The following is a 26,623-nucleotide window of genomic DNA, read 5'->3' on the forward strand; positions in this document are numbered from 1 at the left end:
GTGATATCAATGATAGTGTGAATATATCCACATTCCATTTACTTTTTTGTATCTTTAAAAACAAAATGCTCTTTAAATTTTCTAGACTCAACTTTTTGACCGTTTCTCATCGAGCGGAAAGGATGTTCTTGCCACGTAATGATCACGTCCACTTCATTTGATTTTGTAGCAACAGGGAAGTTAGCATGTCTGAATCCAGTTTTTCCGCTTGCTAGTCGACTTTCTTCTAGGGAAAAGAGTTCGTATTTTGTTTTCATATTTGGTTCATTACGGAAGACTTCAACTTGTACGTTATATACTTCGTTTTCTCCAACATTCGTTACTGAAAATTGATATGTTTGAAATTCATCTTTTTTAGCTTGAAGCATATTCTTGCTTATTTTTTTCGGTTCAGCAATATTCACTCGCCATTGATCAGAATTTTGAGAGATTGGTAAAGAGTTTGGTGAATAGGCGTATGTTTCATTCACTACAATTAAGCATAACAACAAGAGAAAGAAACTAATTGCTTTTTTCATATGTATACCTCCGTTACAATTTTGATATTAATATGTGTGGAAAATGTAGAGTTTATGTAATAAAATGGAAGGTGTTATTGAAAAGACTAATGCAAATCTAAATGGGTAAATAATAATAAAACGTAAAAAAAAATTACTAAAAAACTATAGAGGAAGAGAATTTAATAAAAAGGCTTGCACTTTACAAAAATAAGAGTTAGAATACTCTGTAAATATAAAAAGTGATGATCAGGAAAAGTACATGATGCAAAGGTCTACAGAGAGCAGCCGATTGCTGGGAAGGTTGCGATACTGCATGATGGAAAGACACCTGTGAGTGTTGCTTTGAACGTGATAATTAGTAAAAGCAAACGGTACCTACCGTTATCAGGACTAAGATGGTCAGTATGACAATTTGGGTGGTACCGCGGAAAAATCCGTCCCTATTTATAGGGGCGGATTTTTGTATTCTTTGAAAGGAGGTGAGTGACCGTGGATGATGACGATGATAACAATAACGTAAATAAAAATAAAATTACTGGAGGGAAATGTAATGGGTCAAATAATGAAGCGTTCACTCACACGAGAATGTACGGGGCATACCGGAAAGACTGTATTACTACAAGGATGGGTAAAAAAAGTTCGGCATTTAGGTAATGTTAGTTTTTTATTATTGAGGGACAGGTCAGGAGTTATACAATGTGTATTAGAAAACGAGTTAGCGGGATATAAAATTGATGTTGAAAGTGTTGTTCAAGTAATTGGAAAGATTGTGGAGACATCGAAAACAGAATTAGGTGTTGAGGTGCTTGCGCATGAAGTGAAAATATTAAATAATGCGGAACCACTTCCATTTGAAATAAACAAAAAGAAGTTACAAGTTGGTTTAGATCAAATATTGAATGAGCGGGTAATATCATTAAGACATGAGCGAACCGCGGCGATTTTTAAAGTGAAAGCTACACTCGCTCAAAGCTTTAGTGAATATTTAACGGAGAACGATTTCACACGTATATTTACGCCGAAAATTGTTTCGCAAGGAGCAGAGGGCGGAGCGAATGTTTTTAAACTTCCATATTTCCAAAAAGAAGCGTATTTAGCCCAATCACCACAGTTCTATAAACAAATGATGGTAGCGGGAGGATTAGAACGTGTTTTTGAAATTGCTCCAGTGTACCGCGCTGAACATCATAACTCTTCACGGCATTTAAATGAATATATATCGTTAGACGTAGAATTAGGGTTTATTCGTGATTTTTATGAAGTGATGCAATTGGAAACAGATGTTTTACGATATATGTTTCAACAAGTAGGAGAAAAATGTGAAGCAGAATTGGAACTACTACAAGTAGCAGTACCCGTAATTACTGAAATTCCTAAAATCACATTGTTAGAAGCGCAAGACATTTTGAAGAATAAGTACCGGAAAGAATCGCCAATTGGGGATTTAGATACAGAAGGGGAAAAGTTGTTAGGGAAATATGTAAAGGAAACATATAGTAGTGAATTTGTTTTCATTACACATTATCCGAAAGAAGCTAGGCCGATGTATACGATGCCAAATAAGGAGAATTCAGCTATAACGGATTCTTTTGACTTACTATATAAAGGATTAGAAATAACGTCAGGCGCACAGCGAATTCATGAGTATAATATGTTACTCACTTCTTTTAAAGAAAAAGGATTACATCCAGAGAAATTCCGATCGTATGTAGATACATTCCGCTACGGATGTCCGCCGCATGGTGGTTTTGGAATTGGATTAGAACGAGTTGTGTATAAGTTTTTACAATTATCGAATGTGAGAGAAGCGAGTGCTTTTCCGAGAGATTGTACTCGCCTTATACCGTAAAAAGAATCTTCGCGATTATCGCGAAGATTCTTTTTTTAATGTTCTTTTATTTTTACATTCGGTTTAAAAAGGGAGAAATATAGACTCTTTTTTTCTCTCTTTTCTTTCGCTAATACACTTAATAAAAGTGAGTTATCAATTTGATCTATATCACTTTTTAGTGCATTTTGCATTCCAGATAACATCATGTATACAGCTAAAATAACGATAGTGAAAAATAAAACGGGGCCGAACGCTACCCAAGGTAAAACATTTAAAAACTGGTGATTATGACCAAGTAAAACAAGTGTACCCGCAATGTTAAATGAAATGGATTGAAACAGTGCTAAATGCAATAATAATACTAAAGTTTGCAGCATTTGTTGATTTATCCAAATGAAAATTTTTGGTGTAAGAAAGGGTTTAAGATGTAATTTACAAATGTGAAAAAAACCACCACCTAATGTTTTAGAACTTGTCACAAATTCATTTTGTAGTAATAAACGAATTTCATTGCTGAAAAGTTGTAATAAATTAGGTACACTAATAAAAATTAAAACCGAAATCGTATAAGTAAGCCAAAGGTGTTCATCTTCTGGAGATACGAACATTACAGGTGATAGTAAAAATATCGCTAATAAGGTGCTAGGGACGTATTGGAATGTTTCAAATAGAACATCTAAAAAGCGTACGTATCGATAAAAATATGCATGAAGAACACCAAATATAAGTGAAAAGGTTATACGGAAAAAGCTAATAATTATTGCATAAAAAATGGGTGTTTTTGCATTGTAAAGAGTCCGAATTAACACATCATTTCCGTGCATATCTACCCCAAAAGGATGAGCAAAAGATGGCGGTGCTGGGGCTGTACGAGTTATTTTACCTTCGATGTATTGATATTCAGGGATAGGTTTGATTTTTCCTGTGTCTACTTTCTCTTTTGTAATATAACTTGAAATAATAATGGATACTAAAATCAAGAGTCCGATTAAAAATCGTATGTTAAAAACTATCTTTTTAAGCATGTAAATCCCTACTTCCTGGTAAAATGCGTTTTAATAGTTCAAAGGAGAGATAGAATGGAATTGTTAAAATTAATATACTTACAGTAATAATTTCCGGTGTTTGGTGCGTAATTAAAAATTTAAATAAGCCGTAGGAATTAAATAAATACTCCAGTACGATCATATTGGAAATCATAAATAAAAAAATAGATTTTGCATTATAAAAGATGGAGAGTAATGCGTTAATGAGTACGTGTTTATATAAAATGTAAAATGGCTTTAATCCTTTTGCGACCGCAACGTTTATATAATCCTTTTGTAGCTCATCATTATAATTTAAAAGGGAAATTTTGTATAAATAAATAGTCGGTAAAATACTCAGTGTTAATATTGGTAATAAATATGTTTTTTCTTGCAAAGTAGAAAAGGGAACCGTAACGAGTAAATTCGTATTTTTATAAATCCAAATGACAAATAGCTGTACGCAAACGACAAAAAACAAGTCTGGCAATGATTCTAGTACGTGTAAAGTTTTAAGAATAAGAAATTGAATGCGTTTAGAGAAGTAAAATGTAAGTATAGTAAAAGTAGTAGAAAGAAGTACGGCGATAAGGAAGGCGCAAATCATAATCGTTAATGTATGCGTATATGATTCTAGTAAGTATGGAAAAAGATCACGGTCCGGCGACTGAGTGCCAGCATTGTTAATTTTATAAGTAATACTTGTAGGGTGAAACAAAGAAGAAATTACATTTGATATCGAATCTAAATAGTTACTAAAATTAAATTGTAAAGTTGGTGTAGGCGGAATTGCTAGCGATTTTGCTGAATTTGGAGGTGCACCGAAAAACAATTGTGGTAAGGAACAAATCGCAATAATACCAAGAATGATGAAAAATGAGCGGATAACAAAAAAACAACCATTTTTTAATAGTGACATAACGTTTTAAGCTCCTTTTATTTTTATCCCGCTATTTGTGGACAATAAGACCCCCACCTCAAAATTCAGCAAAAGCGAAGAAGTTAGGTGGGGGTCGGGCTGCCCGTAAAAGCCCGATTGGTTAAACTAATAATCAGTGGGGGATGGCCCCCCCCACTGCATAAAGTTTCACTTTATTGTAAATATTTTCTATAAATCTATATAAAAATCCTTTTCGACAAAAAAATTAATATATACCTTGACAGTTATACATATAACCGATATACTTCATATTAATTTCAAAAGAAAATATATTCTAAATATTAAAACGTGTTGAATAGGAGTAGTAAGGTCATGTATTTGTACAGAGAGCTATGGGTTGGTGTGACATAGTCAAATGACATCCTGAACTCGCCTAGGAGCAGTAAGGTGGAACGGAATTACATTCTTAGTAAATCTTAACGGTTAACCTTCGATATTAGGTTTGTAATCAAACGATTACTACTAAGGTGGATTCATAATGGAATCAATAAGGGTGGTACCGCGTTAAGTAAATGGCTTAGCGTCTCTTTAAAAGAGATGCTGGGCCATTTTTTATTTTATGGAAAAAGAAATGGAGGGTTTATTTGGATAATTTTATAAAATTTAATTATCTATATAAAAAGATTTATTAGGAGGAAAATAAGATGAAACAGACGGAGCAATGGACTTCGAAATTAGGTTTTATAATGGCTGCGGCAGGATCAGCAATTGGATTAGGTGCGATATGGAAGTTTCCTTATATCGCTGGGAAAAGCGGGGGAGGAGCATTCTTTTTAATCTTTATATTATTTACTGTATTAATTGGACTGCCATTACTAATAGCTGAATTTATGATTGGACGCAGTACACAGAAACAAGCAGTTGGAGCATTTAAAAGTATCGCGCCAAATACAGGATGGCATTGGATTGGACGGCTTGGGGTTGGAACATGTTTTATATTACTTTCGTTTTATAGTGTTGTAGGTGGATGGGTATTAATTTATTTGTTCAGGGGAGTAACAGGGCAGCTTATTACTCCAGGACAAAATTATAGTACATTATTTACAGAGACAATTGGAAATCCCACTTGGGCCATTATCGGTCATTTTGCATTTATGTTTATTACAATATGGGTTGTATCAAAAGGGGTACAAAATGGGATTGAAAAAGCAAGTAAATATATGTTGCCAGCATTGTTCGTTTTATTTGTCGCTCTTATCATTCGTTCGTTGACACTTGATGACGCAATAGAAGGTGTAAAATTTTTCTTACAACCGGATTTTTCAAAGATTACTTCAGAAAATATTTTGTTCGCAATGGGCCAATCATTCTTCGCGATTAGTATAGGGATTTCAATTATGGTTACGTATAGTTCCTATTTAAATAAAAAAGAAAGTTTACCAAAATCAGCAGTTACAATTATTGGATTGAATTTATTTGTTTCTTTATTTGCCGGTCTTGCTATTTTTCCAGCAGTATTCTCATTAGGCATGGAGCCGACAGAAGGACCTGGACTTCTATTTATTGTACTACCATCAGTATTTAGTCAAATTCCATTTGGCGGATTGTTCTTAACAGTATTTCTTGCACTATTTACATTTGCCACATTAACATCAGCTTTCTCTTTACTTGAAACAGTTGTTTCAGCAATGGCGAATGGGAAGCAAGAAAGAAGAAATAAACTATCTTGGGTTATCGGTTTTTGTATTTTTCTAGTCGGTATTCCATCAGCGCTTTCATTTGGTGTATGGAGTGATATTACGATTTTCGGAAAGAATATTTTTGATGCAGTAGACTTCTTATCTAGTAATATATTAATGCCACTCGGAGCACTATTTATTAGTATTTTCGTATCCTTCAAAATGGAAAAGAAAGTGTTAGAAGCAGAATTTTTTGTAGGTGGAAATTACGGAAAAAAAGTATTCACTTGTTGGGCGTTTTTACTTCGATTTGTAGCACCACTTGCAATCATCATCGTCTTTTTAAATGTAATAGGGATTATTTAAGTTTAAATGTTATAATATTCAGTGAAAAGAAGGTGATGATTATAAAGGCGAATTTGACTGAAGCGGGGAAATACATGAACATTAGAGGTGAAAAGCTATACGTTGAAACGTATGGAAACTCTAAAAATAAGTCAGTATTGTATTTGCATGGAGGTCCAGGTGAAAGTTGTTATGATTTTTCATTTCATCAAGCGGAGCGATTAAAAGATTCCTTACATGTAATTATGTTGGATCAACGAGGGGTTTGCCGTTCAGAAGTAATTACCGAAGCAGAATCTTTTGGATTAAGCGATTTAGTTGAAGATTGTGAGGAATTAAGGAAAGTATTACAGGTTGAAAAATGGTCTGTAATCGGGCACTCTTTCGGTGGATATTTAGCATTGTTATATGCAGAGACGTATCCAAATTCAATAGAGAAAATCATATTTGAAGGGCCAACTTTCGATTTTGCATTAACAAGTAGAGCTTTACTACAAAAGACAGGAACTTTATTAAAGAAATATGGAAAAGAATTAGCGGCAGAAGACTGTTTTGCTTATTCATCTAGTAATGCAAATGCTAGTTCAGGAGAGTTACTCGAAGCTTATATAAGTTTAAGCGCTGAATTAGAAGAAAAAAGAATGGAGATTTACAATTATAAAGAAGATGAAACAGATTATAGTTTATATAGTGATGAAGAGTGGGAAGTATTTTCAAATCGTTCCAAAATCCATTTCGATAGATTAAAGTCAGAAGGAGCATATTATACGTCATTATTATCTAAAATAAAAGATGTAGAGAGTCCGATGTTATTAATTGTAGGAAAACATGATGTAGTAACGTGTGAAAAACAAATTGACACATTTAATAAAGATGCTCGAAACGGTACGTATATTATGTTTGAAGAGAGTGGTCATACACCTCATTATGAGGAAGCAGATCGATTTGCTGAAACAGTCATTCATTTTTTGAAATGAAGAAAAGGGTGCTTCTACAAATGAGAAGCACCCTTTCTACATTTCTGGATAAGTGATAGTTATGTTAGGCCATTTGCTATGCCAATTCTTTTTCATAACTCTTTTATTGTACATATGTATTCGTTCTTTCGTTTCAAGGAAATGAGCTGTAGGCTTTACTTGTAATGAAAGTACATCTTCTGTTCCGCATGGAGACGTTAATATAATATTGTTTTGTTCATCAAGTGTCACGCCTAAAGCAGTTGCTGTTTCAGGGAATTTAGAAATAGCATCAACAGAAGAAGAATACGGTGGCATATTATTCACTACATGCATACGAGCTTGATTTTTTACTGACCAAGGTATAGAAGCATCCAAATTTATCAGCTTCTTTTCTAGTAATTGTTCGTATGCCTCATCTTTATGAAAAGAATCAAAATAAATGACATCCACGTCTGGTGTAGTTGTTCTTACTTCGTAGTTATGTAAAGTATCCCAAATTTTAGAACGGACAAACCCGGCGCAAATCCACCAATCAGGTAGCTCTAGTGATTTTGCCATTTGTAATACATTCATCATCCACTCTTCATTTTGTATCATTTGAATAATATCTTGCTCGGTTTTTATAGTCATTGATAAATTCCCCTCTGTTTATAGAGTTAGCGAATTAATGCATTAGTTCAATAATCCACAAAATCCAGTAAGCACCTGGTACAAATAATAGTTTTGCTAATAACGTGCCGAGAAGTCTAGAAATCATTAGCCAACCATACATTTTACTCATTACTTCAGCACCTTCTTCTGATTGAAGAGCCCGTTCTGTTAAAAGGGCGATGCGTGGATCAAGTAAAACTGTTAATAAAATAGTAGCAAAACCATTTACAAGGACAGAAGCTGTGCTTGACATGTATTTCACCAGTTTCTATTAAAATAATTGTAACTTTTTTACTTTATCATATCTTTTGTGTTTTGTAACTGAAAGTATGAGAGGGTGAAAAAGTAATTTTCTGAAAAGAATAAAAATGATATTATGGAAATGGTGTGATTTGTTTAATAGAGGGGGAGTTTTTTTATGTATACATATTATGGTAATCGAGCGAGTGAATATGAAGCGGTGTACAATCGGGAAGATCCAGTAAGGCAGGCGGAACAAAAGATGCTTGAACAGAAATTAAAAGAAATATGTAATAGAAGAAAAGTTCTTGAAGTGGCTTGCGGAACAGGATATTGGACGAAGTATGTAGCAGGTGTAGCTACACATATAACAGCGATCGATTATTCTGAGGAAGTACTAGCGATAGCGAAGGGAAAAGAGCTTTCTAAGGAAAAGGTTACCTTTCAGAAAGGTGATGCTTTTAAACTAGAACAAATGAAAGATATCTTTCAAGGGGGATATGCAAACTTTTGGTTTTCACATATAAAAAAAGAAGAGATTATTAGTTTTTTAAAACAGTTCCACCGAGTATTGCAACAGGGATCAACTGTATGTTTCGCAGATAATATGTTCAATGAAGGAATTGGTGGAGAGCTTATTCGTAAAGATGGAGATGTAAATACATATAAAATTCGCACACTCTCGAATGGCGAGAGACATGAGATTATTAAAAACTATTATACGAAAGAAGAGTTGCGCTCTATTTTTGAACCATTTGCATTAGATTTAACTTTTCATATAGGTGAGTGTTTTTGGTGGGTTACATATAAAGTAAAGTAACTGGAGGAATTCAATATGTATACAACATTTCTTTTTGATTTAGATGGAACATTAACTGATCCGAAAGAAGGGATTATAAATTCTGTTCTATATGCGTTAGAGAAAATGGGGATAGAAGAAGGAAATATAAGCGAGCTAGATGCATTTATCGGCCCGCCAATTCAACAATCGTTTGCAAATAGATATAATATGAGTGAAATAGAAGTTGAGAAAGCTGTCTATTATTTTCGTGAATATTTAAAACAAAGTGGCTTATTAGAAAATAAAGTATATGATGGTATTACTAATCTTTTGCAAGAATTAAAAGATGGAGGCAATCATTTATTTGTAGCAACGTCAAAGCCTACTATATTTGCGAAACAAGTACTAGATCATTTCCAGTTGACGGGTTATTTTGAAGATATTGTTGGGAGTAATTTAGATGGTACAAGAATAAAAAAAGAAGAAATCATTGCTCATATTTTACAAACAAATGAAGGGCTTAAAAAAGAAGAAATGGTCATGATTGGTGATAGAAAGCACGATATAATTGGTGCGAATCATAATGGAATTGCTTCAATCGGTGTGTTATATGGGTATGGTAGTGAAACTGAATTGACTGAAGTTAAAGCGACTCATATAGTGAAGGATATTGAAGAACTGCATCATTTTTGTGTAGAAACAAGTTTGATAAAATAATAAATATAGATACTAGTAATCCCTTTAACATATGATGATGAAGTCGTTATTGTTTAAAGGGATTTTTCATATGTAATCGAATATGTATAATTAGACATATTTAGCATGAAAAATTTGTAATAAATAGAGGAGGTTTGTCTGGATAGAATAGAGTTTGACATGATTGTAGAAGTTTGTTGTTAAAAGATTGAATTTTCAGTTTAAAGGAGGGGTATAATTGGAGCTAGTTATTATTTTATTAGCACTTAGTTTACTTATGTTTGTAGCATATAAAGGGTTTTCTGTTATTTTATTTGCACCGATTTTTGCATTGTTTGCGGTATTTTTGACAGAACCTAGTTTTGTATTACCTTTCTTTTCTAATATTTTTATGGAGAAAATGGTAGGGTTTATTAAGCTATATTTCCCTGTGTTTTTACTTGGAGCAATATTTGGGAAAGTAGTAGAAATGTCAGGAATTGCTGATTCAATCGCAAAGACAATTGTAGAGTTAGTTGGGGAAAAACGTACAATTTTAGCAATTGTATTAATGGGAGCGATTTTAACGTATAGCGGTGTTAGTGTGTATGTAGTGGTATTCGCTATATTCCCGTTTGCGGCTAAGTTGTTTCGACAAGCGGATATTCCAAAGCGTTTAATTCCTGGAACGATTGTTCTCGGAGCAGCGACGTTTACAATGGATGCACTTCCTGGATCACCACAAATTCAAAATGTAATACCTACAACTTTTTTTAAAACTGATATTTATGCAGCACCGATACTAGGTATTTTAGGAGCAATCTTTGTTTTAACGTTAGGTTTACTATATTTAGAGAGTAGACGTAAAAAGGCTAAGGCAGCAGGAGAAGGGTATTTCGGATTTAATGATGGGAATAATGAAATGGCTGCATCTTTGCAATTAGAGCAAAAAGCTATGCCATTAATGAGCAGTATTGAGATTACAAGAGTACAGCAAGTGATTGCATTTGTACCACTTATTTTAGTAGGTGTAATGAATAAAGTTTTCACAATCATGATACCGAAGTGGTATCCGGACGGTTTTGATTTTTCTGCTATTGGTATGAAAGCATTTGGAAAAGTAGAATTAAGTGCAGTAGTGGGAATTTGGTCAGTAGAGTTGGCACTTATTATTGGGATTGTTTCAACACTTTTATTATATTGGAAACGAGTAGTAACAGGTTTTCAAGCTGGATTAAATACAAGTATTGGGGGAGCACTACTTGCGACAATGAATACAGGGGCTGAATTTGGATTTGGCGGTGTGATTGCAGCACTTCCTGGTTTTGCGATAATGAGAGACAGTATTTCTGCAACGTTCACGAATCCTTTAGTGAATGGAGCGGTAACGACAAATATATTAGCAGGTATTACAGGCTCTGCATCAGGAGGAATGGGAATTGTTTTAAGTGCTATGGGGGATAAATTTATTGCAGCAGCCAATCAATTTGATATTCCATTAGAAGTTATGCACCGTATCGTATCAATGGCATCAGGAGGTATGGATACATTGCCGCATAACGGTGCAATTATTACTATTCTAACAGTAACAGGATTAACACATAAACAATCATATAAAGACATATTTGCTATTACAATTTTGAAAACGGTTGCTGTATTTGCAGTTATCGCGTTCTATACTTTAACAGGAATCTATTAAAAATTGAATAATAAAGATTCATCAAATCTATATTTTATTTCATAAAATATTAATTAGGGTAAGAAGGGGTGGAATACTTGCAAGAAGTTGCTGAGTTTCGTATGCCGAAGTCTGTATTATATGGAAGAAATTCGCTTGAAAAACTGGGAGAACAATCAAAAAAGTTAGGGAAAAGAGCTTTTATAGTTACTGATACAATTATGGAGAAATTAGGCTATGTGGAAAGGTGTATAAAACAACTAACGAAGAAAGGTATAACTGTTATTACATATAATAAAGTGAATGCTGAGCCTACAAATATACACGTGTTAGAAGCGTTAACTATTTGTAAAGAAGGAAAGTGTGATTTTATTATCGGTATTGGTGGTGGAAGTTGTATTGATGCTGCGAAAGCGGTAGCAGTGTTATTTACTAATGGTGGAGAAATTGAATATTACGTTCAAAAGGATATCGAAATAGAAAATGATCCACTACCACTTATTGCAATTCCAACAACTTCTGGTACTGGATCAGAAGTAACAAGTGTAGCAGTAATTACGAATAAAAAAACAGATGTAAAAATGATGATGAAGCATCCTAGTTTTATACCACAAGTAGCAATTATTGACCCTATTTTAACATGTTCGGTACCACCCCACATTACGGCAGCAACAGGGATAGATGCATTGTGCCATGCAATAGAAGCATATATTTCTAAAGTTTCACAGCCACTTACAGATGTACTTGCTCTTTCAGCTATTGAAAGTATCATGAAATATTTACGTATTGCATATGAAGATGGAGATAATATGGAAGCAAGAGAAGCAATGATGATTGCCTCATTACAAGCTGGAATCGCATTTTCCAATGCATCCGTTACATTAGTTCATGGAATGTCTCGGCCTGTGGGGGCATTATTTCATGTACCACATGGTATATCGAATGCCATACTATTACCTACAGTTTTAGAGTTTACAAAAACAAGTGCAGTGAAAAGGTTAGCAGAAATTGGACGCAGTTTAAACAAAGATTTGTACTCAAATTCTGATGAAGAAGTAGCGAATTACACGCTTGCTGAAATAAAGGAACTTTGTTTTAATCTTCGTATTCCAAATTTAAAAGAATACGGAATTAATGAAGTTGAATTTGAAAATGCTATTTCTAAAATGGCGAAAGATGCAATTGTAAGTGGTAGCCCAGGTAATAATCCGCGAGTTCCTACTTATGATGAAATTAAACAGTTGTATCGAGAATGCTTTAATTATCAATATGAAGATTCTATAAAAACATCGGAATGTTAATTTCTGAATATTCTATAAAAATTTCCTTGGAAATGAATATAGAATTAATTTTCATTATTGACATCTTAAATTAGTTAAAACAAGACTTTATATTATAAACTTAAAGTCTTGTTTTATTATGTATAATATACATAATAAAATGTTGGTATTAGTTTTCTAAAAATAGTTTAGGTAGGTGTTTATATGAAAACGATAGGTCTTATAGGTGGTATGAGTTGGGAATCAACTTCTGAATATTATCGAATTATTAATGAAGAAATAAAAGAGAGATTAGGAGGATTACATTCAGCAAAATGTATGATTAATAGCGTTGACTTTGAAGAGATTGAACGATTCCAGTCTAACGGAGATTGGGATGGCGCAGGAGAAGTATTAGGGAATGCGGCATATTCACTGCAAATAGGAGGAGCAGACTTTATAATCATTTGCACAAATACAATGCACAAGGTAGTTGACAAAATAAAGGTAAATATTAATATTCCAGTCTTGCATATTGCTGATGCAACTGCAAAAGAAATTAAAAGAAAAGGTATTCAAACGGTTGGGCTACTTGGAACGACATATACAATGGAGCAAGATTTCTATAAGTCAAGAATAGAAGAGAATGATATAAAAGTAATAGTTCCATCAGAAAAAAATAGAGAAAAAGTAAGCGAAGTAATATATACAGAATTATGTTTAGGAAAAATAGTATCTCAATCTAGAGAATGTTATAAAAAAGTCATAGAAGAGTTAGTGGAAAAAGGAGCACAGGGAATCATATTAGGTTGTACAGAAATAGGGTTATTAATAAAGCAAGAAGACGTACCAGTCCCAGTATTTGATACTACTCATATACATGCAATAGAAGCTGTAAATGTCTCCTTAGAAAGATAGATTATAATTATATTATGTAAACTTAGTGCATCTATCTGGAAAACATTCAGAAAATATTTTATAATGTAAGTGGTTACATTTGAGGGGGAATGCGTATGTTTTCAGTTCAACCAATCGCATTTGTACATAATGAAAGAAAGGAAATAAAAGATGATGAGTGGGGAGAAGTTAGGTCCTGCATTACTTAAACTGATATGTATACAGAAGAAAGTATACAAGGAATTGAAGAATTTTCTCATATTGAAATTGTTTTTTATTTTCATAAAGTAACTGCTGAACAAATTCAATATGTAGCTAGATATCCTAGAAATAATAATGATTATCCTAAAGTAGGTATTTTTGCACAGCGCGGGAAAAATCGTCCGAATCGTATAGGTGTGACAATTGTAAAAGTAATAAAAAGAGAAGGTAAATCAATTATTGTTGAGGGATTAGATGCTATTGATGGTACCCCTATATTGGATATAAAGCCAATAATGAAAGAGTTTATGCCGAAAGAGGACATACAACAGCCTACATGGGCAACAGATATAATGAGACAGTATTGGAAGGGGAATGGAGTAAAATGAGAATATATGAGGCAACAATTGCAGATTTAGATGGACTAGCATCAGTTTTTAATAACTATCGCATGTTTTATAAACAAGATTCAGATATAGAAGGCGCAAAAGTATTTTTACGAAATCGCATTGAGAAAAAAGAATCCGTTATTTTCGTAGCAGTTGAAGATGGTGAATATATTGGATTCACGCAATTATATCCATCATTTTCTTCCATTTCGATGAAAGAGTTATGGATTTTAAATGATCTGTTTGTACAAAAGGCGAAGCGCGGAGCCGGAACAGGTAAAAAATTATTAGAGGCTGCTAAAACATTCGCATTAGAAAATGGCGCAAAAGGTGTAAAATTACAAACAGAGATTGATAATTTATCAGCGCAGCGATTATACGCTGAAAATGGTTATTTAAGAGATAATCGTTATTTCCATTATGAATTAACGTTTTAAAATATATAAAATTAAAGAGACATTTTAAAGTAAAAGAATTTCTTTGTAATGAGAAATTCTTTTTATTTTTGTCAAAAAACATGGTGAAAACAATAATATTATGATAAAAAACAACAATAATTTATTGTTAAACGATAAAACATGTGATAAAATCATATTGTCATTAAATAAGTGAGGTATTGTAAATGAATGTGAAACGAGGTTCAACTACTTTCTTAAAAGTAATTCTTTTTCTGGCTGGAATTGCAGTGCTTGCATTATGTATATTTTTAGTGCCCAAAATAGCGAATTTCGCGGCTGAGTTGTATCCAAATATTATCTTGATGAAATATTTGGTTTTCATTGTCATGTATGGAGCGGCTTTACCTTTTTACATTGCTCTCCACCAGGCTTTTAATCTTTTGCAATATATAGACAAGAACACAGCGTTCTCAAAATTATCTGTAAAGGCGTTAAAGAACATAAAGTGTTGCGCGATTGCAATCAGTGGTTTGTATATATTAGCTATGCCACTCTTTCGTTTTATAGCGAAGAAAGTTGATCCTCCAATTGGATTAATGGCGCTCATCATCATTTTTGCTGCGCTCGTTATCGCTGTGTTTGCTGCTATCCTCGAACGGCTTCTACAAGAAGCGATTAATATAAAATCAGAAAATGATTTGACAGTCTGAGATGGAAGGTATGACAAGTATTGTTAATATCGATGTTATTTGTTCAGAGAATTGTATTGATAGTAGTGATAAAAATATGATGTGATTTGTAATGTTTGTTTCTCAAAAAGCAACGTAAACAATGTTTTACATTGTGGCGTGTGAATCAAAACCTGCAATATAAATCCTCTCTTGTTTTTGTAAGAGAGGATTTATATTGCTATTTTTTTATTTTACAGAGTGAAACGTCTCTTTTAAATTGTTTTACAGTTGATTTAATATCCAGTTTGTTGCATCTTCAAAGTTTTCTGCAATGTAGTTCGGCTCAATATGTGCCCACTTGTCTCGGTACGTATGTAAAGCATCATATCCAGCGCCCGTTCGTACTAAAATCGTTGTCGCGTTTACTTCTGCTCCTGCAACAATATCAGTCCATCGATCACCAACTACAGCGCATTGCGTTAAATCTAGTCCATGTTTTTCCGCTGCTTTAAGAAGCATACCTGTACTTGGTTTACGGCACTCACAACCATCACTGTGTTTGTGGGGACATAGGTAAATATCATCAAAACCGAAACTTTCTAATTCTTGTACAAAGTCAGTTACAGTCGCTATTCCATCTGCGATACCCGGTTGATTTGTGAAAGAGAAAAGCTTTATATTTTGAGCTTTTAGTTTTTTTAAGGCTGCTTTTGTAAAAGGAAATAATGTAAAAGAGCCTGGGTAATGTATTGTAGTGTCGCCGCCAATTGTACCGTCACGATCAATGAAAATTGCTTTAATGTTTGTCATAGTTATAGTCCTTTCAATTTATAAGTAGTTTAAAAATGTTTTACAAATCGATATCCATTTACTTCATATCCTAATTTTTTGTAAAAAGGATGAGCTTCTACCCTTTTTGTTCCACTAACTAGCCATGTGCCAATGCAATTATGCTTCTTTGCTAATTGCTCTTGCTCTGCATAATCCATTAACACTTGTCCAATGCCTTTACGCCTTATTGTTGAATCAACGCTAATAATTGAAATTTCTCCATACCGAGTTACATCTTCTAAATTTTCACGTATACGAAACCCAAGTAATCCAAATATAGTTTCTTCTTCCTCGTAAACATATAAAAAATCAAAAGGACTCATTTGTACGAATTGCAATCGGTTATTCATATCTTCATAGGAAATAGAGGAACCTTTTAATTCTTTCGTTAAAGAGCAAAGTGCATCAAGATCGTCTATCGTCGCTTCACGAATTTGAAAAGACATACTATCCACTCCGATAAAATGTAATCAAACATTTAATATTCTGTTAAAAAACGTTTTTTCCTGCTAGGAAAATAAATATTTTATAGTGATATATAGATGGTTGTATGTTATTCTTTTCCTTGATTGTATTGAAAATGGAAAGAAGGGGAATGTATGTTAAAAGTAAATATCCGCTCTGCTGGATATGAAGTAGGCGAAAAAACAATTCATGATATTGCTTTTTCCATCGAAAAGGGTGAGTTAGTTGCTCTTATTGGCGCAAATGGTGCCGGGAAAAGTACGACGATTAAAACGATGCTCGGATTACTTGTAAATATGAATGGTGAAATATCATTTGGCAAAAAGAAAAATTCTTATGCATACGTACCAGAACATCCAACATATTATGATTATTTGACGCTTTGGGAGCATATTGAATTATTAATGGCAGCTCGTAGAAGTGAAATTGGAAGCTGGGAAGAACGGGCGGAGCAATTATTACATACATTTCGAATGGATAAGCATAAGCATGAGTATTTATCAAAGTTTTCAAAAGGTATGAAACAAAAATCAATGCTCATATTGGCGTTTTTAACGGAACCAGATTTTTATATAATTGACGAACCTTTTATCGGCTTAGATCCAGTAGCTACAAAAGAATTTTTAAGTTATCTATATAAAGAGAAAGAACGCGGGGCAGGGATTTTACTCTGTACGCACGTATTAGATACCGCTGAAAGAATTTGTGAGAGATTTTTGCTTATTTCGCAAGGAACGTTAATAGCAGATGGAAATTTACATTCGATTCAAACATTAGCTGAAATGCCGGAGAGTCCATTATTAGACTGCTTTGATGCAATTGTAAGGCGTGAACAACATGATTAAACAACAGTTTTATAAAAGATTGTGCCATGAACTTGAGCGGAAATGGAAGTCTATACGTTCGGTAACAGATTGGACAGTTGCCTTATATATTATTATTCCAGCATTTATATTTATGGGAATCTATTATCGGTCACTATGGATACATGAATTATCGATGGAAGAGACGATATACTTCGGATTAGGGTTACTCATATTTTATCTTGTAACATATTCGAGAGGAGTTCGCTCATTTTTTGAACAAGCAGATAGTTTATTTTTAATTTCGTATCCAGCTCATATGCAAAAATTAGTTCAGTATGGCATGATTTACACATTTGTTCGAATAGCGATAACGAATGTAATAGTAGTCGTTATTATGTTACCAGTGTTGATAAAAGGCATCAAAGTAACAGAGATACAAATCGTATTATTTTGGGTATTCTTTACTGTATTTCGATTTTTGTTGTCGTTGTTGACGAGATTTATTCATGTACGTGTTGGGAAACGATGGGTTTTATGGATTGTAAAAAATGTAATATTTTCTATAAGCGTATCCTTTTTGGGAGTTAGTTTATTTTTTATTTATAAAAATCCATTTTATTCAATTCTATGTATCAGTCTAGCAATTTCTTTAATTATTGTATTAGTAAAAGAGAAGATGAATTATAAAAATCACTTTTATAAAGAAGTCGAAAAAGAAAAAGAAGAAAGTATGCGCTGGACGAGCGGGATTATGCAAGTTGGTGGTCATGCTGCTAAGCCGAGTAGTTCGAATAAAAAACCGTGGATGTTTCCACGTTCTAAAAGGTTTTTAGGAAAGAAAGCCGATTCTCGTATTGTTGAATCTTTTTTGAAAGAATTTTTCCGTACAAGTAGTACACGAATGTTTTATGTTCAAATTGTATGTATAAGCACGGTAAGTATTATTATGAGTCCGAGGTGGATTGCAGCTATTATTCTCGTATTCGCTTTATTTGCAATCTCTCGCTATGCACGTGATTATTGGAATGAGTTTACGCAAAAAATGTTTCTTCACTTATATTGTGAAGAAGGGAAGTTACTTTTGTTAAGATGGAAGGCGAATCGTTATTTATTACTTCCAGCAATACTTTTATATGGAATCGTTATATTTTCTTATTTTTATTTATTGCCAGCTGTAATCACCGGGATTCTTTTTATATTATTGATGGGTTGGATTGTATTTTTACCATAGAAAAAGAGCCTAAAAATGGCTCTTTTTCTAGTCTGTAACACATTGATAAATAAAATACACTAAAACGAGTATGCTTGCGGCGGAATACATGACATCTAAAGTCATCAGGTTGCCTCCTCATTGTTGTTATATATAGTGTATGAAATCTTACAATTTCATATTCAAGTGAAAAATGTGTGAACGTTAACAAAATTGTAAAGTGCAAAAATTACAATCATTTTGTATAATAGAAGAAACAACCGTTATATAAAATATAATGAGTGAAAGGGGAGGGAACATAAATGCCAAATTGGTTTAGAAAAACCTTAGTTGCATTAATTACCGTACTTACATTTGGTTTAGTGACGCCTCCTTCCATATTGCTTGATAATGCCAAAGCTGCGGACAAGCCTACGAGCACAGCTAGGCAACAAAATTTGGAGAGTACGTCCTATACATATGAAGAAACGAATGACAGGTTAACCACCGATACTTTTATTACTTATGCAATGCAAGAAGCAGAGAAGCAGTCGATGCAAAAGTTTGGTACTAAAATTGGTCCAGTAATTGAAGATGAGTTTAAAGATGTAATATTACCAAAAATTGAAGAGGCAATTGCTGAATTGGCAAATGATGTACCAGAAGAATCGTTACAATCGTTAGCGATTTCTCAAAGACCAGCTGGTGGGAATAATGAAAAGATTTTTCACGTTTATGATACGAAATCAGGAAATGACTTACTGCGATTTCATGTAAGAAGAGATCATCCACCGCAAGATGGTTATTATTTTAATTTCCATTATCATCGTTTTGATGATGGATACAATGGGCATCATGAGTTAGGAAATATTTATTGGAATACGAATGTACCGCCAAAATGGCTTTCTTAAAAAGAACAAGAGAAAATCTTGTTTTTTTTTATGCTTATAGAAGGGTAAGGCAACAATGTTGTTGAATAACAGAGGTTTAGGAAAAAAAGAAATAAAGGGAGTATGGGGATGCAAAAATATATTGTTTTTGATTTTGACGGCACATTAGTAGATTCACAAAATATATTTGTTCCGATTTATAATCAACTTGCTGAAAAGCATGGCTATAAGACCGTTAGTGAAGAAGAAATTGAGCCTTTACGAAAATTGACTATGTCTGAGAGATGTAAAAAGCTTGATGTACCACTGTATAAGCTTCCTATTTTAGCGTTAGAGTTTTATAAATTATATCAACCCGCTATAAAAGATCTCGTTTTGTTCCATGGGATGAAGGATGTATTAGATGAATTACATAAAAAGGGATACGGGATTGCAGTCATATCATCGAACTCAGAAGAGCATATTCGGGCATTTTTACACAACAATGGAATAGAAAATATTAAAGAAGTGTATTGTTCTAAAAATTTATTCGGTAAAGATAAAATGATAAAAAGATTTTTAAAATCAAAAAAAATAACAGAGCAAGATATGTTATACGTTGGTGATGAGCAGAGAGATGTAGCAGCGTGTAAAAAGGCTGGTGTGAATGTAATTTGGGTATCTTGGGGGTATGATGTCATTGAAACAGTAAAAAAAGATGCACCGGATTATATGGTTCATACACCGATGGAAATTGTGCAAGTAGTACAGGGGGCGCATTCTTAAAATGAATACATTTCGAGATGGTATTCATCATATTGAATTTTTGGTAAAGGATTTAGAGGAGTCCATTTCTTTTTATGATATGTTGTTTCCAATAATTGGATGGAGAAAGTGAAATTTATTTTAAAGAAGTAGAGGAGGAGATTGTAAATACTTTAGGACCAAGACATATTTGTTATCAAGCTATTCATAGAGGTGTAGTTGATGAAGTAGCAGAGTTTCTTTTTAGTACGAAAGTGAAAGTAATACGTGGTCCGATTGAAATGAATCATTATTCAGATGGGTACTATACAATCGACTTTTACGATCCAAATGGATTTATTGTAGAAGTAGCGTATACGCCCAATACAGAAATGTAAGGGGACAATATATGAAGACAATTACAGGGTGGAGAAACAGTATAGAAATAGTAAAAGATGCAGTAAATGTTGAAGAAATTGCGAAAGGTTTCTCTCCTGATAAAAAATACATTATTACGATTACTGATGATAAAAAATATTTGCTACGAACAGGTGATATAAAAGAGTATGAAAGAAAGAAAATAGAGTTTCAAATTTTATATGAAATGAAAAATCGTAGTGTGCAAGCACAAAAGCCAATTGAAATCGGTTTGTTGGAAGAGGAAGGTTTATGCTATAGTATTTTTTCCTATTTAGAAGGAGAGGATGCGAAGAAACTGTTGCCTACATATACGCCAAAAGAACAATTTGAGATTGGTATAGAAGCAGGAAAAGATTTAGCAAAAATGCATACATATGAAGCTCCTAAAAATATACTTCCATGGTATGAAAGAGCAATGAAAAAACATAGAAAATATTTAGAGTCATACAAAACATGCGGAATAAAAATTAAAAATGATGATAAAATCATTAAGTTTATCGATGAAAATGAAATGTATTTACAAAACCGCCCAAATCGTTTTCAACACGATGATTTTCATTTAGAGAATATAATTGTACGTGATGCGAAATATGTAGGTGTTGTTGATTTTAATGGCTATGATTGGGGCGACCCACTTCATGATTTCGTAAAAATTGCACTATTTGCAAGGGATATTAGTATCACGTATTCCATCGGGCAAATAGTAGGCTATTATAATGGGAAAATACCAGAAGAGTTTTGGCGGTTATATGCAATGTACGTTGGAATGACGGTTTTCTCTTCAGTTGTTTGGTGTTTACGAGCAGCACCACATATGTTAGAGGATATGTTAGAGCGTCTTACTATTGTGTTAGAAGATCATAAAAATTTTGAACTGTCGAAGCCAATTTGGTTTGATAGTGAAATAATAAATGAAAAATAAGAAAAGTAGGTGTGAGATAACACACCTACTTTTTTGATTCTAGTAAAATAATTATTTGATTTTCTTAAAGGTAAGTGGCTGTGTACTTAACATAGCAGGTACATGCAACTGAAGGGATGGGAATTCACCACTTACATTCATTTCATAAGCAAATAATAGGCTCATTTTCATTTGGAATAAGTCGATTGGTGCAGAGAAAATGTCGTAGTGATGATGCTGCAATGGAATCTCCATCTCCATAAATTGTACGTATAGCGATTCATCTCGTTTGTATACTTGTAATGTTCCATAAGCAGGATGTTCAAAAGTACCAGAGTAGTCCTCTAATTTGTGAGAAGGTGTAGTCCCATTTATTGCTTCAGGAAGTGATTCCAATGTCTCTTTCATCATTTCTCTCATTTTTTCACTATCTTCTACAGCACGTTCATGCCAGTTGATATATTCTAGTCCGAGAAGTTCGTCATATATATGTTTTGTAATGTAAGTAGGGAGTAAAGTTTGCCCGGAATTTGTTAGTACAATAATACCGATCTTTTCGTTTGGCATAAATGATGCGAGTGCAGAAAATCCATCAATATTACCACCATGATGAATAAGTTTATAACCGCGGTAAGCGCTAATAAACCAGCCTAATCCGTAGCTGTTTACTGGTGATTCACTTGTTGCTAGCATTGGCTGATCTGGGATTGGTGTATGCGGTGTATACATTTCTTGGAGTAGTTCAGTAGAAATTAAATCATGATTTTCTATTTTTCCTTCGTTCAAATGAAGAAGGACCCATTTTGCCATATCTTCAATGGTAGAGTTAATACATCCGGCAGCTCCAACTGTATCGATATTTCGGAATGGTATTTCTTTTATTTCACCATTTTCTTCAGCGTAAGGTAATGCGTAATCATCTGTATGTTGTGAATCTGTAATAGAGAAGTTTGTATGCCTCATATGTAACGGCTCTAAAATATGTTCTGTAGCGTATTGTTCCCATGTTTGATTCGTAATGTTTTCTACAACATAGCTAATTGTCGCATACATTAAGTTGTTATAAAGAAATGCTGTGCGGAACGGGGCATCAAGTGATAAATGTTTTATTTTTTCTACTAAATCTTTACGAGTTAAAGAAGAACTGTACCAGAGGGCATCGTGACGACTTACTCCAGTGCGGTGGGAAGCTAAATCACGCCCTGTAACTTGTGAACTAGCTAGTATGTCAGATAAAGAGAAGTTAGGTATATAAGACTGGACAGGAGTATCCCAATTAAACTTTTTTTGTTGTGATAATAAGCTTAATGAGAGTGTACCAAAAGCTTTCGTTGAGGAACCGATTGCGAATAAAGTATTTGGTGTAACAGGCTCTTTTGTTTTTATATTTCGATAGCCAAAACCTTCTGAAATAATAACTTTACCATCTTTTATAACAGCTACAGCAGTACCAGGAACTTTTAAGTCTTTCATCATTTTTTCGACTGTTGTTTGTAAAGAAGTCATAACAGGAGTTTCAATTTTAGACATACTTCTAACCTCCAAATATAAATTTTGTTCTACCGCACTATACTTTCGGTAATAGAAAATGAAAACCTTTTTAAATATGGAAAGTTAATAATTTTGTAAGAATTACTGCAATAAATTTTATTAATTAGGATTATTAAATTTATGGTTTTTCATGTTATGATAAATTGCATATAAGATTGAAAGAAGGTTTTTCTACATATGAAACATGCTGAATATGAATATTTAAATTTATGCCGTCATGTAATGGAGAACGGTACGAAGAAAGAAGATCGTACAGGGACAGGAACTGTATCTGTATTTGGATATCAAATGCGATTTGATCTTAGTAAAGGATTTCCTTTATTAACGACAAAGAGAGTACCATTCCGCCTTGTAGCAAGTGAACTACTTTGGTTTATGAAAGGTGATACAAATATTCGTTATTTATTGCAACATAATAATAATATTTGGAATGAATGGGCGTTTAAGAGCTGGGTAGAAAGTGATGAGTATACTGGCCCTGATATGACAGATTTCGGTCTTCGTTCACAACAAGATGAAGAGTTTAAATTGCAATATGATGAGCAAATGGAATTGTTTAAAAAGAACGTTTTAGAAGACGATGCATTCTCAAAGACATTTGGATATTTAGGAGACGTATACGGGAAACAATGGCGTGCTTGGAAAACGACAGCTGGTGAAACACTTGATCAACTAAAAGATGTAATTGATATGATTAAGAAAACGCCTGATTCACGTCGCTTAATTGTTTCTGCTTGGAATCCAGAAGATGTACCAAGTATGGCATTGCCACCTTGTCATACGCTATTCCAGTTTTATGTAGCCGATGGAAAGCTTTCTTGTCAGTTATATCAAAGAAGTGGTGACATATTCCTTGGAATTCCATTTAACATCGCAAGTTATTCACTATTAACGCATTTAATTGCACATGAATGTGGTCTTGAAGTAGGAGAATTTGTCCATACAATTGGAGATGCACATATTTATACGAATCATTTTGAACAAGTAGAAAAGCAATTGGCACGTGAACCACGTCCATTCCCGAAACTTACATTAAATCCAGATGTAAAATCTGTGTTTGATTTTGAAATGGAAGATTTAACGATTGAAGGATATGATCCGCATCCAGCAATTAAAGCACCGGTTGCAGTGTAATTGTAGAGGAGATGAAAAGATGATTGTTTCATTTATGGTCGCAATGGACGAAAATAGAGTAATTGGTAAAGATAATAACTTACCTTGGCGTTTACCGAGTGAACTACAATACGTGAAGAAAACGACGATGGGTCACCCGCTTATTATGGGAAGAAAGAACTATGAAGCGATTGGTAGACCGTTGCCTGGAAGACGTAATATTATTGTAACTCGTAATGAAGGGTATTATGTTGAAGGTTGTGAAGTTGCTCATTCTGTAGAAGAAGTATTCGAACTATGTAAAAATGAAGAAGAGATTTTTATTTTTGGTGGAGCGCAAATTTATGATCTCTTTTTACCTTATGTAGACAAGTTATATATAACAAAAATCCACTATGCATTTGAAGGAGATACATTCTTCCCAGAAATGGATATGGCAAATTGGAAAGAGGTTTTTGTAGAGAAAGGCTTAACGGATGAAAAAAATCCGTATACGTATTATTACCATGTATATGAGAAACAACAGTAATCAAAAAGATTGATGTGAAAATTCATATCAATCTTTTTATTTGTATTCATGAATATAAGTTTATAGATGAGATTCGATAGTGCTATAATAAAAGATAGCATGTAAAAAATGCTGAAATTTTCAAAGTACTAGTATAGAAAGAGGAGGAGAATCGATTGAAAAAGATATGGGGGATTCTTTTTCTTTGCTTAACATTCATGTTAGTCGGATGCGGTAAAGAAGAAAAACCACAAGAAGCGTTTGATACATATGCAAAAGCATGGAATAAACAAAAGTTTGCAGATATGTATGATCAATTATCAGAAAATGCAAAAAAAGATATTTCAAAGAAAGAGTTCACTGAGAAATATGAAAAAATTTATTCTGGTATTGAAGTGAAGAACTTAAAAGTAGAAACAGGAGAAGTAAAAGAAGATAAAAAAGATCAAGGTCCTGTTCCTTTTAAAGTAAGTATGGATACAGTTGGTGGCAAAATTACTTTTGGGCAAGAAGCGAAAATGGTGAAAGAAAAAGATGGAGATAAAGAATCTTGGAAAATAGATTGGACTCCTGATTTTATATTCCCAGGCATGACAAAAGATAGTAAAGTGCGTATGCAAACAACAGAGCCGAAACGTGGAGAAATTTACGATCGTAACGGAAAAGGTCTTGCGACGAATGGGAAAGCTTCTGAAATTGGAATAGTTCCAGAAAAATTAGGCGATACTGCTCCACAAACGAAAGAAACAGTAGCGAAGTTGTTAAATATGTCTGTAGAAGAAATTGATCAAAAACTAGCTGCTAAATGGGTAAAACCAAATTATCTCGTACCAATTGGAATATTACCTGAAGGGGCAACGCAAAATACATACATCGATTTACCAGGCGTTTCAACAAAACCTGTAAATGTTCGTACATATCCGTTAGGAGAAGCTGCAGCTCATTTAACTGGTTATATTGGAAAGGTAAATGCTGAAGATTTAAAAACGCTACAAAAGAAAGGCTATCAAGCTGATGAGCCAGTTGGTAAGGCTGGATTAGAGCAAGTGTTGGAAGCAAAGCTGCGTGGTAAAAAAGGTGGCCGTGTCTTCATGGAAGATGCGCAAGGAAAAGAAATAAAAAATTTAGCGAAAACAGATGCTGTTGATGGAGAAAATGTAACTTTAACCATTGATAGTGCTACTCAAGAAAAAATTTATAATGAGATGAAAGGAGAGGCTGGATCTAGTGCTGCAATTAATCCGAAAAGCGGAGAAACGATTGCACTTGTAAGTAGTCCAGCATATGATCCTAATATTATTGCACGAGGAACTTCGAAAGCACAACGCGAAGCTTGGAATAATGATCCGAAAAAACCGATGACGAATCGATTTACACAATTATCAGTTCCAGGTTCGGTGTTTAAACCTATTACAGGTGCAATTGGTCTTGAAACGAAAACAATTGATCCGAAAGAAGAATTGAAAATTGAAGGATTGAAATGGACAAAAGATTCTTCTTGGGGTAATTATTATGTAACACGTGTAAAAGATGCAAATCCGATTGATTTTGATAAGGCGATGAAATACTCGGACAATATTTATTTCGCACAAGAAGCTTTGAAAATCGGAACAGATAAATTTATGAGTGAAGCGAAAAAATTCGGATTCGATGAGAAATTACCAATTGAATATGGATTCCCAGCTTCTAAAATCGCAAATGATGGTATAAAAAATGATATTCAAATGGCAGATACAGGATATGGACAAGGAGAAGTATTAATGACGCCACTCCATCTAGCATTAACGTACGCACCAATTGTTAATGACGGAAACATACCTTCTCCATATATTATTAAAACAGATAAGCAACCAAAAGTTTGGAAAGAGAATGTAATTTCAAAAGGCAATCAAGATATATTAAAAACTGCTTTGACTAAAGTAATTAATGATCCAGATGGAACAGGGAAAATTGCTAAAATTGACGGTAAGACGCTTGCTGGAAAAACAGGTACAGCGGAATTGAAAGTATCAAAAGAGGCCGAGGGAAAAGAACTAGGCTGGTTCGCTGCATTTGATTTGAATGCGCCGGATATGGTCATTACAATGATGATCGAAGATGTAAAAGGTAGAGGCGGAAGTAATATTCCTGCAGAAAAAGTAAAACATGTTTTTCAAAAATAGAAATT

At 33.7% G+C, this 26,623-nt stretch carries 26 protein-coding genes, 2 pseudogenes and 2 other annotated features; of the genes and pseudogenes, 20 read left to right on the top strand and 8 right to left on the bottom strand.

All coding sequences use genetic code 11. The features are described 5' to 3' along the window. Positions 1 to 38: 38 nt before the first annotated feature. The gene (locus COE49_RS10860; RefSeq protein WP_088230408.1) at positions 39 to 518 is read right to left on the bottom strand and encodes a hypothetical protein; all 480 of its coding nucleotides are present in this window, start codon (positions 516 to 518) and stop codon (positions 39 to 41) included. Between the two features lie 215 nt (positions 519 to 733). After that, positions 734 to 945, top strand: a binding site (T-box leader). A 105-nt stretch (positions 946 to 1,050) separates the two neighbouring features. Between COE49_RS10860 and aspS the strand changes: the two genes are divergently transcribed. Next, positions 1,051 to 2,349, top strand: coding sequence for an aspartate--tRNA(Asn) ligase (gene aspS / locus COE49_RS10870; RefSeq protein ID WP_088230407.1), 1,299 nt, complete (start codon positions 1,051 to 1,053; stop codon positions 2,347 to 2,349). Between the two features lie 35 nt (positions 2,350 to 2,384). On the opposite strand, the gene COE49_RS10875 is transcribed toward aspS, so the two are convergent. Beyond that, a complete protein-coding gene (locus COE49_RS10875; RefSeq protein ID WP_088230406.1) occupies positions 2,385 to 3,356 on the bottom strand; it encodes a peptide ABC transporter permease in 972 nt (323 codons plus the stop codon). Continuing rightward, positions 3,349 to 4,275 (bottom strand): ABC transporter permease subunit, encoded by a 927-nt coding sequence (locus tag COE49_RS10880; RefSeq protein WP_088230405.1) that lies wholly within the window; start codon positions 4,273 to 4,275, stop codon positions 3,349 to 3,351. The genes COE49_RS10875 and COE49_RS10880 overlap by 8 nt, the downstream gene beginning before the upstream one ends. A 303-nt stretch (positions 4,276 to 4,578) precedes the next feature. Next, positions 4,579 to 4,827: a binding site (T-box leader), on the top strand. Positions 4,828 to 4,940: 113 nt separating this feature from the next. On the opposite strand from COE49_RS10880, the gene COE49_RS10885 reads away from it, so the two are divergent. Both COE49_RS10885 and COE49_RS10890 read left to right on the top strand, forming a co-directional pair. Next, complete coding sequence (locus COE49_RS10885) at positions 4,941 to 6,281, top strand: sodium-dependent transporter (RefSeq protein ID WP_098252932.1); 1,341 nt, start codon at positions 4,941 to 4,943, stop codon at positions 6,279 to 6,281. Between the two features lie 35 nt (positions 6,282 to 6,316). After that, complete coding sequence (locus tag COE49_RS10890) at positions 6,317 to 7,237, top strand: alpha/beta fold hydrolase (protein ID WP_088230403.1); 921 nt, start codon at positions 6,317 to 6,319, stop codon at positions 7,235 to 7,237. A 36-nt stretch (positions 7,238 to 7,273) separates the two neighbouring features. On the opposite strand, the gene COE49_RS10895 is transcribed toward COE49_RS10890, so the two are convergent. Beyond that, the gene (locus COE49_RS10895) at positions 7,274 to 7,849 is read right to left on the bottom strand and encodes a nucleotidyltransferase family protein (RefSeq protein WP_088230402.1); all 576 of its coding nucleotides are present in this window, start codon (positions 7,847 to 7,849) and stop codon (positions 7,274 to 7,276) included. Between the two features lie 34 nt (positions 7,850 to 7,883). Beyond that, positions 7,884 to 8,120: pseudogene (locus tag COE49_RS10900) on the bottom strand (lipid II flippase family protein); the annotation flags it as partial. 168 nt (positions 8,121 to 8,288) lie between these two features. Between COE49_RS10900 and COE49_RS10905 the strand changes: the two are divergent. From COE49_RS10905 to COE49_RS10940, 8 genes and pseudogenes are all read left to right on the top strand, one after another. Beyond that, complete coding sequence (locus tag COE49_RS10905) at positions 8,289 to 8,930, top strand: class I SAM-dependent methyltransferase (RefSeq protein ID WP_088230401.1); 642 nt, start codon at positions 8,289 to 8,291, stop codon at positions 8,928 to 8,930. Positions 8,931 to 8,945: 15 nt separating this feature from the next. Next, complete coding sequence (locus COE49_RS10910) at positions 8,946 to 9,608, top strand: HAD family hydrolase (protein ID WP_088230400.1); 663 nt, start codon at positions 8,946 to 8,948, stop codon at positions 9,606 to 9,608. A gap of 217 nt (positions 9,609 to 9,825) precedes the next feature. Continuing rightward, on the top strand, positions 9,826 to 11,265 hold the full coding sequence (locus COE49_RS10915; RefSeq protein WP_098356885.1) for a GntP family permease: 1,440 nt from the start codon (positions 9,826 to 9,828) through the stop codon (positions 11,263 to 11,265). 77 nt (positions 11,266 to 11,342) lie between these two features. Then, complete coding sequence (locus tag COE49_RS10920; RefSeq protein ID WP_098882499.1) at positions 11,343 to 12,545, top strand: iron-containing alcohol dehydrogenase; 1,203 nt, start codon at positions 11,343 to 11,345, stop codon at positions 12,543 to 12,545. 183 nt (positions 12,546 to 12,728) lie between these two features. Beyond that, a complete protein-coding gene (locus COE49_RS10925) occupies positions 12,729 to 13,421 on the top strand; it encodes an aspartate/glutamate racemase family protein (protein ID WP_088230397.1) in 693 nt (230 codons plus the stop codon). Positions 13,422 to 13,516: 95 nt separating this feature from the next. Then, positions 13,517 to 13,990: pseudogene (locus tag COE49_RS10930) on the top strand (SAM-dependent methyltransferase). Then, positions 13,987 to 14,427, top strand: coding sequence for a GNAT family N-acetyltransferase (locus COE49_RS10935; RefSeq protein WP_088230395.1), 441 nt, complete (start codon positions 13,987 to 13,989; stop codon positions 14,425 to 14,427). Before COE49_RS10930 ends, COE49_RS10935 begins: the two are co-directional and overlap by 4 nt. Before the next feature lie 185 nt (positions 14,428 to 14,612). Further along, complete coding sequence (locus COE49_RS10940) at positions 14,613 to 15,098, top strand: DUF2975 domain-containing protein (RefSeq protein ID WP_098356882.1); 486 nt, start codon at positions 14,613 to 14,615, stop codon at positions 15,096 to 15,098. 243 nt (positions 15,099 to 15,341) lie between these two features. On the opposite strand, the gene COE49_RS10945 is transcribed toward COE49_RS10940, so the two are convergent. Together COE49_RS10945 and COE49_RS10950 are read right to left on the bottom strand one after the other, a co-directional pair. Then, positions 15,342 to 15,869 carry an HAD-IIIA family hydrolase gene (locus COE49_RS10945; RefSeq protein ID WP_098356881.1) on the bottom strand — a complete coding sequence of 176 codons (528 nt, stop codon included), beginning with the start codon at positions 15,867 to 15,869 and terminating at the stop codon, positions 15,342 to 15,344. Between the two features lie 29 nt (positions 15,870 to 15,898). Beyond that, positions 15,899 to 16,336: a GNAT family N-acetyltransferase gene (locus tag COE49_RS10950; RefSeq protein WP_098945905.1), complete on the bottom strand. Its 438-nt coding sequence runs from the start codon at positions 16,334 to 16,336 to the stop codon at positions 15,899 to 15,901. 153 nt (positions 16,337 to 16,489) lie between these two features. On the opposite strand from COE49_RS10950, the gene COE49_RS10955 reads away from it, so the two are divergent. The 6 genes from COE49_RS10955 to COE49_RS10980 all read left to right on the top strand — a co-directional run bounded on the left by COE49_RS10955 (position 16,490) and on the right by COE49_RS10980 (position 21,305). Further along, positions 16,490 to 17,200, top strand: a complete 711-nt coding sequence (locus COE49_RS10955) for an ABC transporter ATP-binding protein (RefSeq protein ID WP_098356880.1) — start codon at positions 16,490 to 16,492, stop codon at positions 17,198 to 17,200. After that, positions 17,193 to 18,392, top strand: coding sequence for an ABC transporter permease (locus COE49_RS10960; protein ID WP_098252923.1), 1,200 nt, complete (start codon positions 17,193 to 17,195; stop codon positions 18,390 to 18,392). The genes COE49_RS10955 and COE49_RS10960 overlap by 8 nt, the downstream gene beginning before the upstream one ends. Positions 18,393 to 18,673: 281 nt before the next feature. Next, the gene (locus COE49_RS10965; protein WP_088230390.1) at positions 18,674 to 19,261 is read left to right on the top strand and encodes a YpjP family protein; all 588 of its coding nucleotides are present in this window, start codon (positions 18,674 to 18,676) and stop codon (positions 19,259 to 19,261) included. Between the two features lie 108 nt (positions 19,262 to 19,369). Next, a complete protein-coding gene (locus tag COE49_RS10970; protein ID WP_140417335.1) occupies positions 19,370 to 20,005 on the top strand; it encodes an HAD family hydrolase in 636 nt (211 codons plus the stop codon). Positions 20,006 to 20,100: 95 nt separating this feature from the next. Beyond that, a complete protein-coding gene (locus COE49_RS10975) occupies positions 20,101 to 20,361 on the top strand; it encodes a VOC family protein (RefSeq protein ID WP_088230388.1) in 261 nt (86 codons plus the stop codon). 11 nt (positions 20,362 to 20,372) lie between these two features. Next, positions 20,373 to 21,305: an aminoglycoside phosphotransferase family protein gene (locus COE49_RS10980; protein WP_088230387.1), complete on the top strand. Its 933-nt coding sequence runs from the start codon at positions 20,373 to 20,375 to the stop codon at positions 21,303 to 21,305. A 51-nt stretch (positions 21,306 to 21,356) separates the two neighbouring features. On the opposite strand, the gene COE49_RS10985 is transcribed toward COE49_RS10980, so the two are convergent. Beyond that, a complete protein-coding gene (locus COE49_RS10985; protein WP_088230386.1) occupies positions 21,357 to 22,814 on the bottom strand; it encodes a serine hydrolase in 1,458 nt (485 codons plus the stop codon). Between the two features lie 198 nt (positions 22,815 to 23,012). On the opposite strand from COE49_RS10985, the gene COE49_RS10990 reads away from it, so the two are divergent. From COE49_RS10990 to pbpC, 3 genes are all read left to right on the top strand, one after another. After that, positions 23,013 to 23,969, top strand: coding sequence for a thymidylate synthase (locus tag COE49_RS10990; RefSeq protein ID WP_088230385.1), 957 nt, complete (start codon positions 23,013 to 23,015; stop codon positions 23,967 to 23,969). Between the two features lie 19 nt (positions 23,970 to 23,988). After that, a complete protein-coding gene (locus COE49_RS10995; protein ID WP_088230384.1) occupies positions 23,989 to 24,477 on the top strand; it encodes a dihydrofolate reductase in 489 nt (162 codons plus the stop codon). Between the two features lie 155 nt (positions 24,478 to 24,632). Next, positions 24,633 to 26,618, top strand: coding sequence for a penicillin-binding protein 3 (pbpC, locus tag COE49_RS11000; RefSeq protein WP_098252921.1), 1,986 nt, complete (start codon positions 24,633 to 24,635; stop codon positions 26,616 to 26,618). Positions 26,619 to 26,623: the final 5 nt, after the last annotated feature.

The sequence above is a fragment of the Bacillus sp. AFS029637 genome, from assembly GCF_002584985.1.
In the GTDB taxonomy this organism is placed as follows: Bacteria; Bacillota; Bacilli; order Bacillales; family Bacillaceae_G; genus Bacillus_A.